The 13,925-nt window shown below is 45.0% G+C and carries 6 protein-coding genes; 4 read left to right on the top strand and 2 right to left on the bottom strand.

What is annotated here, in order from left to right; translation table 11 throughout:
* The 4 genes from R7Z10_RS04195 to R7Z10_RS04180 all read left to right on the top strand — a co-directional run.
* Positions 1 to 1,233, top strand: a 1,233-nt coding sequence (locus R7Z10_RS04195) for a tandem large repeat (RefSeq protein WP_318104061.1), incomplete at its 5' end; no start/stop codon positions are given.
* Between the two features lie 767 nt (positions 1,234 to 2,000).
* Positions 2,001 to 3,713, top strand: a complete 1,713-nt coding sequence (locus tag R7Z10_RS04190) for a hypothetical protein (RefSeq protein WP_085569130.1) — start codon at positions 2,001 to 2,003, stop codon at positions 3,711 to 3,713.
* Between the two features lie 3 nt (positions 3,714 to 3,716).
* Entirely contained in the window at positions 3,717 to 4,796 is a 1,080-nt protein-coding gene (locus tag R7Z10_RS04185) for a hypothetical protein (RefSeq protein WP_085569129.1), read from the top strand.
* Complete coding sequence (locus R7Z10_RS04180) at positions 4,796 to 9,538, top strand: OmpA family protein (RefSeq protein WP_132937166.1); 4,743 nt, start codon at positions 4,796 to 4,798, stop codon at positions 9,536 to 9,538. Before R7Z10_RS04185 ends, R7Z10_RS04180 begins: the two co-directional genes overlap by 1 nt.
* A 77-nt stretch (positions 9,539 to 9,615) precedes the next feature.
* Here the strand turns inward: R7Z10_RS04180 and R7Z10_RS04175 are convergent, their stop codons facing one another.
* Together R7Z10_RS04175 and tssH are read right to left on the bottom strand one after the other, a co-directional pair.
* A complete protein-coding gene (locus R7Z10_RS04175; RefSeq protein WP_132937165.1) occupies positions 9,616 to 11,247 on the bottom strand; it encodes a sigma-54-dependent Fis family transcriptional regulator in 1,632 nt (543 codons plus the stop codon).
* The gene (gene tssH / locus R7Z10_RS04170; RefSeq protein ID WP_318104058.1) at positions 11,234 to 13,912 is read right to left on the bottom strand and encodes a type VI secretion system ATPase TssH; all 2,679 of its coding nucleotides are present in this window, start codon (positions 13,910 to 13,912) and stop codon (positions 11,234 to 11,236) included. The genes R7Z10_RS04175 and tssH overlap by 14 nt, the downstream gene beginning before the upstream one ends.
* Positions 13,913 to 13,925 lie beyond the last annotated feature (13 nt).

The following is a 13,925-nucleotide window of genomic DNA, read 5'->3' as shown; positions in this document are numbered from 1 at the left end:
CTGGCGCAGTCTCTGCCAACGCTGACTAACGTGACGTTTACGCCTGAGCACCAAGCCATCGGCCAAAGCGTGACGGTAACGCTGGAATTCGATAAAGCATTGCAAGGTGCTGTGGCGGAGTTAGGTGGCACGACGATCACTTCATTAGTGGCAACCGCGGACCCAAGTGTTTGGACTGGTGATGTGGTGGTACCAAGCACGTCGGAGCTCAATGTGGGGTTGCTTGTTCGTGACTACCAAGACTTATCAGGGAATACCGGTAGTCAGAACACGGCTTACTCCATGCCGATCACACCAACCTTAGCTATTACGCCAGTGGGTAATGTGGATGAAGCGCATGCCGCCACGCTACAATTTGAAGGTACGTCGACACGCTTTGACGGTCAGTCCCTGCGTCTTGAAGTGAAAGCCCAAGGCAGCGCGACGGTACTAAAAAGCAGCAGCGCAACGGTACAAGCCGGTGGCACTTGGACCAGTGACGCGATTGATATGAGTCACCAAACCAACGGCACTTATACCGTGATTGTGACAGGGACGAACTCAGCCGGCATTGAAGTGAGTGAAAGCCAGAGCTTTACACTGGCGCAGTCTCTGCCAACGCTGACTAACGTGACGTTTACGCCTGAGCACCAAGCCATCGGCCAAAGCGTGACGGTAACGCTGGAATTCGATAAAGCATTGCAAGGTGCTGTGGCGGAGTTAGGTGGCACGACGATCACTTCATTAGTGGCAACCGCGGACCCAAGTGTTTGGACTGGTGATGTGGTGGTACCAAGCACGTCAGAGCTCAATGTGGCGTTGCTTGTTCGTGACTACCAAGACTTATCAGGAAATACCGGTAGTCAGAACACGGCTTACTCCATGCCAATTACACCGACAATACACCTAGACGTTATCAACGATGTTACTGGAGTGGAAAGCGTGACAGTAAGTGGTAGCAGTGAACGATTTGAAGATGGTGAGTTCATAGATATCAAAGCAGTCGACGCTGATGGTACAGAAGCCACAGGCATGGCAACCGTGCTTTCAGACTCATGGACAACTGATTTAGATCTTTCAGGACTGAAGGAGGGGGTAGTGACGATTTATGTAAATGGTACCAACAAGCTTTCCGCCTCTGCCGAAGAGGCTCAAGCAACATTTAACTATGATCGTTTCGCAAGTACAGCCTCCTTAGGTGCTGTTTACAACCGATATTTTAGTGATGACAAAACTTTAAAAAATGCGGCATAAATAAAGCGAGCGTTTAGCTCGCTTTATTTCTTTGGGACTTTTTGTGATATTTATCAAAATAATTGCCTTTATTGATAAGTTACTCGAATTAATGAATCGTCTTAATACAAGGCTGAATAACTATAATAACTAGGCCAATGTTGCTTTTAGGTGTGTATGACGTGATTGTGATGGTCGCTCGGCAGGAGCTGTGGTGAATGTGTCGCGTTGAAAATCTTTTTAAATATTATATATTTACGCTCGTTTCTATACTCTGAGTATAGTGTTCTGCATGAGGTCGATGGGTAATACCTCACCTCTTTAACTCGCGATGAAGCAAATTTAATCCTAGCAAGCTTCAGAGCAGTTACTTTTGTGAGTGCGTAATGCGCTCACCTTTTTATTTAAACTTCCTCAGTAACAGTCAATTTGTTGTTTGTTGCTGAGGAGGGCACCTCATAAACTTCTGAATTTCCTCGTGCTTACCTGAAGCACACGTTACTACGATTTTTGTTAACTTCAGTCCATAAATTAAATTTTTTTAGATAGTAAGATTTTACCATTTTGACAGAGTGGGTGATGTTACTGGCTTTTATTGTGGTCGAATCGCATGTTTTAATAGTAAAAATCACCATTTTTTTGGTGTTTTTGATTTCGGGCGATTTTTCTATCTCGTTGAAAATAAATGGCTAAGTAAGTAGGATACGCAGACCAAATCGTACTTGTAAGCCTTATCAGCTTAATTGTCACCGCAGCCATATTTACGATGTTGGTTGTGGAGAATTCAAATGCATTTAGTTTGCAAATTTATACCTAGCTCGAAGCTATCCTCCAACGAGCTATCTTATGTTCTTACACCGGACGAGTGTATAGGACAGCTTTCGCGTTTGCGAAATTCAGATGACATCCTCAGAAACCTCCCTAAAGAATTGGCGCAAAAGATTTCCATCTCTGCCAAAAAAACGACCAGCGCATTGCTAGCTGCTATAAGAATCGAATTGGGAAAAGGCAATTGGGTGTCATTATCTACCGTTGCTCGTCGGTCGCCATTGACGGACTCTCAGCTGCAAAGCTTCCCTAGACTTAAATCACTCGTTGACTTTGTATCAGCTTCGAATGAAAGCAAAGCTTTTAAAGCAGGATACAAGCAGGTTACCGACGATGTTGCTTTAGTTCGTAGTTACACGCATGTCCCCTCTGAGCCAAGCCCAGATCAAAAAATCGTTGTCGAGTTTGCAGGGCAGTGGTCTAGCAACGCGGCATGTTTGATGTTGGGAAAAACCGAAGCTCAAAAAGAAAAAGTGACTGTAGGCAAGGCTGATACAGAAAACAAACACCGCAGCCTCGCGACGTTTAAAGATCTCGATGCTGAAGGTAAAACGCTTTATATCAAAATTCCTTGCTCCGACCAGCCTCAGCCAATCTTGCTTAAACTCGCCGAAGACCTGCAACCCGTTGATAAAGAAACTCAGATGGATGAGTGGGACAACGTGTTGGTGCCTGTACTACCTATGCTAGAGGGCCCAAATGGACATGAGTTGGTTGCAGAAGGTTATTTCTATGTAATCTGGAATAACAAAGTTTGGCGAGAGGTTGAAGTTACACCAAAAGGCTACTTTGCTGATGTCGATTTAGAGTACTACAGAAATAATGATCCTGAATCCTCGATGAAAACACGACATGTCAACATTGATGGGGCCAACCTTGTACCAGACTACTATATTGGCGAAGAAGCATTTGAGATTTATCAATCCGGTCAGAAAGTGTATTCGGGACATCTAAGCCTTGATCAAGGTGCTAGGGTATTCCGCTTTGTAGATGAGGAAGTAGATGTTGTTTTTCCAGAATTAGATATTGATCCTATCACTGTTAAAACGGTGCTAAGCCCTTATAAAGCTGGCAAAGATGGTTTGCGTATTGCGCAAGGCGTTCCTCTACCGCATATTTGGGTGCCATATAAAGTCGCGGGAAAAGCACAAGAATGTTATATCCATTACTCCGAGTTGGCTTTGACAAACACGGAACTGTCTGAGCTAGAGAGTGATCCTGCTTCAATTGCTAAGTCTCTTTCAGAGTTGCAAATATACTCCTCATCCCAAAGCTTTAATAATGCGGGCGAGAATATTATTCCAGTTTCCGGTACCGCATCGACAGGCATCGGCAGTGGAGTCATCAACGAACACAAAGAGAGCAATGTTGCGGGGCTTAAATTGGCTCCAAGAGGCGCTTTGCCTTCTATACGTTACCTTCACGAGCCTTTGACAGATCAGCCGGACGATTTCTTTGGGCTTCGTAACATAGAACACGATTGGATTCACAAATCGTACTTTCGTTCAGCGATGAAAGACGACGATGGTTATATGACGCTGCGTTTTGCATTCCCGCCGGCAGAGGTCAAGAACGTCGATATTGTTCGAGGTGTTCATTCGAGCCTCTCCACCGGTAGCCAACGTCTTGTCGTTGTAGAAGAAAATGTACCCATTTCAGAATTGGTAGGTTAAACCATGAAAAAAATAATATTACTGTTACTTACTGCTTTATCGATAGCGGGTTGTAAAGATGACGGCCGCACTTACGTGGGTGAACATAACTACTACACCATGGAGCAGAGCAAGGTCCGTAAATCTGACTCTGCGACTTATCAACAACGTGACTTTCCTCGTTACTTTATTCACCGCGCTAAGGAATGGCCAAGGGAAGATTTAAATGACGCGAGCTCTTACGATTTGCCACGCGTTCAATTTACCTGGGCAAACTTATCAAGTGTTCCAGGCTATGAGCCGGATCCAATGTACAACGAGTACGAAGGACGAACCAAAATCTGGAGTATGAAGACCGATGGCACGGATCTACGCTTGGTGACCGATTTGGCTTGGTTAGGTATGAATGGATCTGGTGTTGATAAAACCAGTCGCTCGCCAAATAATCGCTATGTGGCAGTCGGTTTTGGTTTGACTAACTACCTTTTTGATATCAAAACCCAGAAGATGATTGAGCTGCCACATGACATTGAAGGGCCGAAAGGCTTTTTGTGGGCGGAAGACAGTAGCTACGTTTATTACCGCACTGGTATGGTTGGTCGTGTGGTTTATAAGTGGGATATTGCTAAAGGTGAAGCGGAAAAGACGGATCTGCATATATCCGGGACAGGCTTTATTCGCGATGGATTAATTTACAGTGTGACTAATGGTGCTGCGCTTATAGAAGATGAAAAAACTTATGAAACGACAAAGGTCGTTCAATGGGGGAAAAAGTTACCTGTTAAGAAAGCAAAAGCGCATTTTACGGCGATCAGTCCAGAAGGGGACATTGTTTGGGCGGCTAATCGCAACTATCACAATGTATTTGTCGTCGACCTAGCAAAAGGTAAACAAATTGACCGTGATGGCGCAATGCAATATGCCATCGGTCTAAATAATCGTTTTTCTTTGACGAATTATAATGCGATGCTGATGTCAGTACAGAACAACCAGACAAAACAAGCGTGGAGTTGGTCTCCGTTGGGTTACAGCCGAACGTTAGACCCCGCCATTGTGTATAACCTCTCCGCAAATCAAGGTAACTGGTTTAAGGAGGTGAACTAATGGCCTTCACATTTGATAATGAAGTCTATCTGTTCGGTGCTTTGTTTGAGGGCAAGTTCTTAGGCCGTGAATATATATTCCCTGACTGGCATACCCAGCCAGATCTCACCCAAGTAAATGAGCTAGCGGGTAAGATTCGTCCCATTCCTTTGACTCCCGTGATGGTCAATGCCTTGTCAGGAGGCGAACCCGCACTGTGGGGAACCACCAAAGAGGGAAAATTGGTCGAGTTAGGTTTAGGCGAGCCATCACAAGCAACGGGTAAACAACCTTTATCGGGAGAAAAAGTCGATTCTGAAACTTCTGCACCAAGCGATGTCGACAATTATGAATTACTCAAGTTGGGCAACCGACCGGAAGGGATCAGCAAAGGGAAAAGCTATGAATTAAGCTTTCCACCATTGCGTTTGTTAGCGCAGATGATTGCGCCGCAGAATGAACCAGAAAGTACTGGAGGCGCAAAAGATCTGGCAAGTCTTGCAGAAAACATTAAGCATTTCGCCCAGTATATTGATGATGGGACTAACAAAACAAAGCAAACTGGGGTGAAGTTCCAACTTACAGAAATTGCCCTTGGTCAACTTGCCCCTGAGTATGTTGGGGGCGATCTTACGCCAGAGCAACAAAGTTACAATGATTGGTTGGAGCGTCAGAAAAAAAGAAACAAGCCCCTGAAAGGTTTCGTTGTGCCAAGAATGCACAGTTGCGCGGTACTTTTTACAGACATGCTTTATAGCGGCGCTGAGGTCTCGCTTGTTAGACCAGTGAAACACCTCAAAGCGGGTGATTTAGAGAGCGCCGCAGAAGAAGTGATTGATGTAAAGGTTGTCGATACGCATGTTGCAGAATGGGCGAATGAAATTGGTGATCGAAACGTTTTACCAAGTGCATTGTTTAACCTCGATCCAAGCCAAGTTGAAGATGGTTTTTATTTGTTGCGCATCCAATTTTGGGAAGATGAATGGTTAGCATTCGATGAAACACGTAAGGTGTTACCCGAAAGTGTACTGAAGGCCAATGTCACAAAGCAGTTCATGAAACACCCTCAAACTGATGTGGAGCAGAATGTATATACTTATGAACTGCATGAAAAACTGACGTTTATCGATACAGCGGGCATTGGCAAAATGGCGTGCGTGTGTGGTGACATGATCACCTTAGAGGAAGCGCTCATCCAACAATTCCCTAATCAGTTGCCATCTTATTCAGACTACGCGACGAAGGGGTTAACCTATCAAACTAAGCAAAAACCGGGCGTTGCACCGTTATCTTTGCATGCAGCGATCAACAAAACCTACGAATCGTTGAGCAGTGACTTTCTCTCTATTGAGGGCGCAAAGCTATATGGCCCACCTGCAGAAATGGCGAAAACCATCGGGCAGGCGCTATGGGAAAACAGTGAGTCGGGGGCCTTACCTCCATTTCTGATGAGTGGTATCGCGTTACATTCGGCACTTGCCGCCACTAGTGGTATTAAAAAGAGTGTCAGCCTTGCAAAAGTTTTTGCGCGTAAAGAGCTAACGCTGAAACAAGCACAAGCGTTAGTGTTTAGAAAGCATGTCATTGATATTCCTTATATCAAGCGTGCTTTTAAAACGGCAGGCCCAGAGTCAAAAATCATGCGTGGCGTTGGACGATTAAGCAGTGATTTTTTGAGCGGAACAAATCGCGCACTACCAGCAATTGGAGTTATCGCAAGTGGCAAGGAAGCGTTCGATCAATATTCGGCGTTCTCTGAACAAATTAAAAATGCGAAAGAAGCGCAAGAAACTTTAAGTAAATACGCTGAAAACTATCTTTCTTCTTTAACGTTTGTTCGTCGCTTTGATAATCCAGAACATTGGCAAAAAAAAGCAGAAACGGTGCAGGAAGCACTTGGTAAAGAAGGGAATGCTCAGATCTTTGCTGATGGTCAAGGGGTCGTTGTTCGAATGAACTTCAAGTTTAACTCTGCTGAGTTTGAGAACGAAGTTCAAGTACTGCATATCGACTATATAGAAGTATGTGAAAAATTATGCCAGCTTTTATCCCAAAACCCTGATTACCAAGTTGCCATTATTGGCCATGCAGGGCCAATAGGAACGCATGAAAATAACTTAAAGATATCAAAAATGCGTGCGGATGTAGTTAAAGAGGCCATCCTCGCCAAAACAAGCGGAGAAGAACGAGCGAACCTAGAATCAAGGTTGTGGATTGAATTTAAGGGTAAGTCACAACTGATCGATGATATCGACGGTTATGCCGACGTTAACGACCGATCAGATAATGCGGATATCGCTGTGAACCGACGTGTAGAGGTAAGGTTGATCATCCCTGACTTCGCGGTTTCTCTACCACCGAGCCGATCTGGAACGATGGCATTAAATCGCGCGCATCAAATTTGGGAAGGGCATCAGCTTGCGGCAAAGGAAGCTGAAGATAAGATGATTCTTGCCGCCGTTGACGCAATGGCAAGCGTCGCAATCTGGACGCCTGCCGCACCAGTGGCTGCCTATTATTTTGCCGGTAAAGTGGGGGCAGATCTTTTGGGCGCTGCAACTGATTTCTATGGTGATCTTTTTGGTGATGCGACGTTTAAGGAGATCAAAGCTCAGTACAATAACAAAAGCATGCTAAAAACGCTCAGCAGTATCAATAAAGAACTTGTCTCATTGTATAAGGGGATCAGTCAAGATCTTCAACCTCAGATCATTGATGCCGTTGGCTTAGCCGACTTTCTTAAAAAACAGGCGAATCATGATGAGTTGTTGAAGCGCTTTTTGTTGCGCTCCTATGCTTTGAATTCTTTGATTGAGTTACTAACGCTTCTCCGCGCTAAGTGGAGCCTTACGGGTGACTTTGATGATTTCATTGAGGATTATCGAGTTGACGAGTTTATTCAGCTGTATGTCATGAGTGATAACTGGGAAATTCCAGTCAATGATGGCAATACGCTTGCCCTGAACTGGGTAAACCGTTTTAACAAATCTGGTTTGTTCTCTAACTCTGGCATCAATAGCTCGCTACAATGGAATTACGGTGAAAAGATAGGTGGTGCATTTAATACGGGATTCCCTGTACAAACACGTCTATTTTTGGACCGAAAATCAGATGAGTCCTTGCAAGAGAGTGCTTCTATCCGAGAAGGTCTAAAGGCATTTTGTCACGACTTCAATTTAGCCAAAGAAGAACTTGGGCGTGATGATATAGAGTTCAGTCGCTTGCTGGTCCAAGAGGATGGGATATGGGAACCATACATCAAATGGATATTTGAGAAGAATGGACGAAAGCTACGCCCACAAACGCGTGTGAAACTACAGGTGGTTTTAAAAGATGGTTTCTCGTCTAAGACACTGTTTTTACAGGAGGTCGCTTATCGCGCCGCTGTTGTTGGTTTGGACTCTCATGGGCCAACCTTTGATGTGTTGTTTACAAAAATGGATGCTTCTCAATTCGAAGACCCTGATGAAGCGATTAAAGAACACTTTAAGAGTAAGCGTGTTGAGGAATTGCATGGTCTTGAATTTGAACCAACATATGAATTTGGTGAGTTTTTAATCCATGGCATCAAGCCGTTATGTCCAAATGTTAAAGTCATAGATGAGGTGAAAGCCTTCTTTACAGGTCAAAGCGTATTTGAATATGTTCGAGACTCTGGTGCTTTTGAACAGATGAAATATGTCTTCTCACTAGGAGGACATGATTTGCTAGCGGGTAAGTTAGAGGGCTTGGGTACATATAAAAATTACACTCTAGATATTACTGAAGTTAACTTTGGTATCGATGGTCAAAGCCCTGCACAAGAAGCGAAAAACTTTAACGGTCGAACATTGGAAAAGACGAAACTCACAGACACTGACTTTTTAATCGAAGAGTTTGTCATGAGTGAGTCTGCATCATCCCGAGACACTACACCGAAGGTGATCGATGGCAACCTTATTATTTTGCCTGGTGTTGAAATTGACGGTGACCTTGCTTGGGGTGAAAGCAATGCGAATAAACTGATAAGCAACAAGTTTGATTGGTCGAAAGAGCAACGGTTCTCACTTTGTTTTGCGGTGTTAGGGGATGATCGTGCGAGTGACGATTACGATACAATGTTACTCAATGCCATTGAATGTGGGGTGAAACTGCAGATCAAAGATGGTCCAGTTAAACATGACGTGATGCATTATGCTGGAGTGGTCAACATTCGTTCTCGTCTTGTTACCGAGAAGTCAAATACTGGGTATCACGGAATAGAAACAAGAACCGTTTTTGATCTAGACCTTGACGATAGCGACGCTACTAAGCTTACAGGTCTGGAGCAAAGCGCCGTTCAATTTATTGATCAGAATGACGCTAATTTCTCCGGTTTATTAACTTCAAGCGAGAAAAAACACCTTTATATCGTTCGTTTTGATTACTCTTATGTGTCGCCTACAGGCAAATTAGTTAATGGTTTAAGACCTTTTGGTGATGTTTTAGATGGTAATGATCTAAAACCTATCAGACTCGAGTTGGCTTCATTTGAACAAATGGATACGAGTGAAGGTTATGAACTACCGAAGTTTGAGCTTCGAGTTCCTGCGGTGAAAGACTTCATGACGGGTAAGCCATGGATAGAAACGGTTGAAAAGGAAAAGCCGACAAGTGAGGCGAATCATTTGCACTGGAAAAACCTAGAGGTACAGAACGAGCAGAAACGATATGTTGAGAACTGGATAAAGAAACAAGCGTCTTCTCTTAATGCTCCGGAAATCGCTCTTTTACAGGCAAAATAACAAATAAAAAAACCGCCTTCGGGCGGTTTTTCTTTTCTTATCAATGCAAACCGAAGTAAGATTTTCTCGCTTCTCGCTTAACCAGCTGCAGAAATATCGTATTTCTTCATTTTATGGTTGAGTGTGCTCATTGGAAGTGCCAATTGCTCAGCTGCTTTCTTTGTGTGCCAATTGCAAGCATTTAAGCAATCGATGATCACTGTGCGCTCGTATTGGCTGACAACGTCCTTAAGGCTCTTTGAAACGTCTTCTAAATCCGCTTGTGCTTGCTGCTCGTAAGCAGGTTGCTCTGGGGTAGGTGAAGCTGCTTTCATGTCGATACTTGGTACATCTTCTGGGATTTGTTCGCCAAACTCAATGTGAGTAATGGTTTCAAAATCGGACAGTAGCACCGAGCGCTCAATGATGTTCTTAAGCTCACGCACGTTCCCTGGGTATTGGTAGGCAAGCAGCTGTTTACGTACGTTGGCACTTAACCCTGGCGCTTGCGGCAAACCTAGCGTGTTGGTGGTGTGTTGCACGAAATGTTCGGCAAGGGGAATAATGTCCGACTTACGGGCTCTCAGGGGCGGCAATGTAATCGGGAATACATTCAAGCGATAGAACAAGTCGGCACGGAATCCGCCATCTTTGATTTGCTGCATAAGGTTACAGTGTGTTGCCGCGATAACGCGAACGTCCACCTCAATCTCTTTGCTGGTACCGATAGGGCGAACTTTGCGTTCTTGTAGTACACGCAGTAACTTTGCCTGCAGTAGCATTGGCATGTCGCCAATTTCATCTAGGAAAAGCGTGCCGCCGTTGGCTGCTTCAAACAAACCGACTTTGTCTTTGTCTGCGCCCGTAAATGAACCTTTCTTATGCCCAAAAAGCTCAGATTCCAATAACTGCTCTGGAATAGCCGCACAGTTCTGAACGATCAAAGGCTGTTCTGAACGGTTAGAGTTTTCGTGAATGTATTTCGCGATCACCTCTTTACCTGCGCCCGTTTCACCACGCAACAGAACGTCGACAGGAAGAGATAGCACCTTATCAAGACGATTCAAGACATTGAGCATTTCTTCGCTCTCTGCAATAGGACCTTGATAGGCTTTCTGAGTACGTTTTTTGAGCTGAGTGTTCTCGCGCACTAGGGCTTGATTGTCGGCATTGAGATTTTTAATCACTTGCCCATATTGCTCTAACCAAACGGCTTGACGAATGTTACTCGCTGCCATTCGACAAAACTCAGTCAAGGCTGCCTCGTTGTCAATGACATTCAAATCGAGTAAGACTAACAGCCCAATGGTTTTGCTTTCGCTATCAATCAAAGGCCAAGCCAGTAAGTTCTCGCTTTTTAGTCCCAATGTCTGCTCTGTTTGATAAATGCTTTCACAGTCGTAGCCGTTGTATTTGTATAACTCGTTAATCAACACCACTTCACCATTACGAATCGCAAAGTTAAATGGGTCGTTCTCACTGGCTGAGTCTAGCTGTAATGCTTCCCAAGGGTGGGAAACGACGGTTTTATCGTTGTGGTGAGCGGTACTTGGAATCAACGCCTGTCCTGTCTGGTCCAAAACATAAATGATGCCGTGCTTTGCTAAGGTCATTTGTCTCGCAGCGGTCAACACGGCATCCAATGTTTGGGTAAGCTGGCTGCGATCAGCCAAAGATTGGCTGATCGCAAGTAGGGCGTTGCTAAGTTCGCTATGGTTAGCTGAACGCATAGGTCAGTGTTCCTTGCTCATCGACAGAAACTGTGATTTGCGTATGTGAATCATCCTTGTCATGCACCAATAGCTGTGTCGATAGCTGAGGCAGTAACTGACGGTTGATGACCGCGTCGATGTTACGCGCGCCCGTTTCAGCAAGGCGACAGTTACCTAGTACGAACTCAACCAAGCTGTCTTCGTAGCTTAGCGACAACTTGTGATGGCTCTGTAGACGCTGAGAAACTTTATTCAGCTTGTGGTGAATAATTTCTGTCATTGCTTCATCAGACAGCGGAACAAATGGTAGTACTGACATACGTGCCAACAGCGCTGGCTTGAAGTGTTGGTTCAAAGTAGGGCGAATAGCTTCTGCGATGATGTTCGCATCGATGTCTTTTGATTGATGAACCAAAGATTCAATCTCGTGTGTTGCAAGGTTACTGGTCATGATGATCAGCGTGTTCTTGAAGTCGATGGTTCGGCCTTCGCCGTCGTTCAGCGTGCCTTTGTCGAACACTTGGTAGAACAGGTTCAACACTTCAGGGTCGGCTTTTTCCACTTCATCAAGAAGAACAACAGAATATGGACGTTGACGAACCGCTTCTGTCAGCATGCCGCCTTCGCCGTAACCTACGTAACCCGGAGGTGAACCGATTAGGCGAGATACCGTGTGCTTCTCTTGGAACTCAGACATGTTAATGGTCGTCATAAAGCGCTCACCACCAAACATTTGATCAGCAATTGCACGAGCAGTTTCGGTTTTACCCACGCCACTTGGGCCAACCAGCAGGAATACGCCTGTTGGTGCGTCTGGGTTGCCTAAGCCTGCTTTTGCGGTTTGAATGCCTTCAGACAGTGCATCGATAGCGTATTCTTGGCCTTTGATGCTTTGTGTTAGGCTTTCTTTCAGTTTTAGCGTGGTTTCTGCTTCGTCTTGAAGCATCTTACCCATTGGAATACCAGTCCAGTCCGAGATCACATGGCTGACTTCATCTGGGCCCACTTCAAAGTGAACCAGTGGGTTGCCATTGCGGATTACATCTAGCTGTTCTTGGCAGGCCGAAATTGCAATGCGAACGGCTTCTTCATCCATTTCTGCATATGGAGAAACGTCTTGCTCTTGTTCTGAATCTTCGTCTGCAACAAGCTCTTCTTCATTTGTTTCGCCAAAGACCAGTTCATGTAAGCGAGAGCGTAGAGCAATCATCTCTTGGATCTGCTCTTTTTCTTTGTGCCATTGCGCTTCTTGTTCTACTAGCTCTTCTTTCGTTGTTTCCATTGCCAGTTTTAGGTCTGGAATGTTAGCAAGGCTGTGCTTGTCGCCAGTTTGCTGCAGAGCATCACGCTCAAGTGCTTCAAGCTCGCGCTGTTGAGCTGCAAGTTCTTGCTGCAGAGTCTCAACAGAAGCAGGAATGGCATTAAGGCTGATGTTCACTCGTGCACACGCCGTATCTAGTACATCGATCGCTTTGTCTGGCAGTTGACGACCAGAGATGTAACGAGCAGAAAGTGCTGCCGCAGCAGTGATAGCATCGTCACGCACGTAAACGTTATGTGATTTTTCATAAGCAGGGCGCAGACCACGAATGATCAATGCTGCTTGTTCAGGAGATGGTTCGTCGAGTTTCACCAATTGGAAACGACGTGCAAGGGCAGGATCTTTCTCGAAGTACTTCTTGTATTCCGACCATGTTGTTGCGGCGATGGTTTTCACTTCACCACGTGCTAGGGCTGGTTTTAGCAAGTTTGCCGCGTCGCTGCCGCCCGCTTGGTTACCGCCGCCAACAAGGGTGTGTGCTTCATCGATGAAAAGAATGAGAGGGGTTGGCGAGTTTTTCACTTCATCCAATACTGCGTTTAGGCGTTTTTCGAATTCGCCTTTTACGCTTGCACCAGCTTGCAGAAGACCCATGTCCAGGCCGTAAAGCTCAACACCTTTGAGGTTGTCTGGTACGTCACCTTGTACAATCTTAAGTGCCAAACCTTCTACTACTGCGGTTTTACCAACGCCCGGTTCACCAACAGCAATAGGGTTGTTTTTACGGCGACGAGCAAGGATGTCCACGATTTGGCGGATTTCTTGGTCACGGCAGAAAACAGGATCGATTTCGCCTTTGCGTGCTTTACCAGTGAAGTCTGTCGTGAACTTGCTCAGTGCTGAGCCATCCTCACGAGCTTGTGTTTTCTCTGAAGTAGCAACTTGCGCCTCAATAGAGTGGCTTGTTAGCTCTGCAAAGTTACGCTTAAGGCTGTCAGGGTTTACCGCTTCAAGGATAGAGGCGTAACCATGTTGGCCGTAACGGAGAGGGTTGCTAACAAGAGTAAGGAGTAGGGCGCCAGAGCGGATTTGTGTTTCGGATAGATCTAAAGAAGAAACCAGCCAGCTTTCTTGCAACCATTCGATTAATAAAGCAGAAAAAACAGGTTTGCTGCCATTTCCTTTGGCGTTGGTGTCGAGTGTGGATCGAACCGATTGTCTTAATAAGTTCTCAGAACAATCAAAATGACTTAATAAGACGTCAAAATCACTATTTGGCCTTTCTAATAGACTCAGTAAATAATGCTCAATTTGAACTTCGTTTGCTTTTTCAGAGACTGCAAGTGCAGCGGCGTCTTCTAATGCTACTTTTGCAATCGGGTGTAGACGCTGAATTAATGAAGAAAGGTTTATATTTATCATAGCCATTTTATTC

It is taken from the genome of Vibrio sp. Vb1018, from assembly GCF_033338775.1.
GTDB classification, from domain to species: Bacteria; Pseudomonadota; Gammaproteobacteria; order Enterobacterales; family Vibrionaceae; genus Vibrio; species Vibrio alginolyticus.
Note: the sequence above shows the minus strand (reverse complement) of the source record. Positions and strands in the feature narration are given on the sequence as shown.

What these genes read in the sequence shown, in the direction of transcription:
- R7Z10_RS04190 (WP_085569130.1), top strand. Translation starts at nt 2,001, where the DNA reads ATGCATTTAGTTTGCAAATTTATACCTAGCTCGAAGCTATCCTCCAAC.
- R7Z10_RS04185 (WP_085569129.1), top strand. Translation starts at nt 3,717, where the DNA reads ATGAAAAAAATAATATTACTGTTACTTACTGCTTTATCGATAGCGGGT.
- R7Z10_RS04180 (WP_132937166.1), top strand. Translation starts at nt 4,796, where the DNA reads ATGGCCTTCACATTTGATAATGAAGTCTATCTGTTCGGTGCTTTGTTT.
- R7Z10_RS04175 (WP_132937165.1), bottom strand. Translation starts at nt 11,247, where the DNA reads ATGCGTTCAGCTAACCATAGCGAACTTAGCAACGCCCTACTTGCGATC.
- tssH (WP_318104058.1), bottom strand. Translation starts at nt 13,912, where the DNA reads ATGATAAATATAAACCTTTCTTCATTAATTCAGCGTCTACACCCGATT.